This is a genomic window from Mesorhizobium sp. M1A.T.Ca.IN.004.03.1.1, from assembly GCF_003997555.1.
Lineage (GTDB): Bacteria > Pseudomonadota > Alphaproteobacteria > Rhizobiales > Rhizobiaceae > Mesorhizobium.
Genome location: NZ_RZTV01000784.1, coordinates 1 through 249 on the forward strand (window position 1 = coordinate 1; position 249 = coordinate 249).

The window sequence follows — 249 nt, forward strand, 5'->3', positions numbered from 1 at the left end:
CCGTTGTCGAGATATTGCCCGAGCCACATCTGGTCGACGACGATGACATCGGCGTCGGAGGTCTTGGCGACAAAGGCAGACACGAGGCGCGATTGGAGGGCGTCATAGGAGAGACTCTCCAGTTCGACTTTGATGCCGGTTTCCTTCTCGTATTCTGGCACCAGCGCCTTCATTGAGAAAAAGAATGGGTCTTCAACGGACAGGACGCGCACGGTGTTCGCATCCTGCGCGGCACCCCTCCGTGGAATG

The 249-nt window shown here is 57.8% G+C and carries 1 protein-coding gene; it reads right to left on the minus strand.

Features of this window, described 5'->3' with window-relative positions:
- The coding region (locus EOD29_RS33790) for an extracellular solute-binding protein (protein ID WP_127248879.1) at positions 1-249 on the minus strand (249 nt) is incomplete at both ends.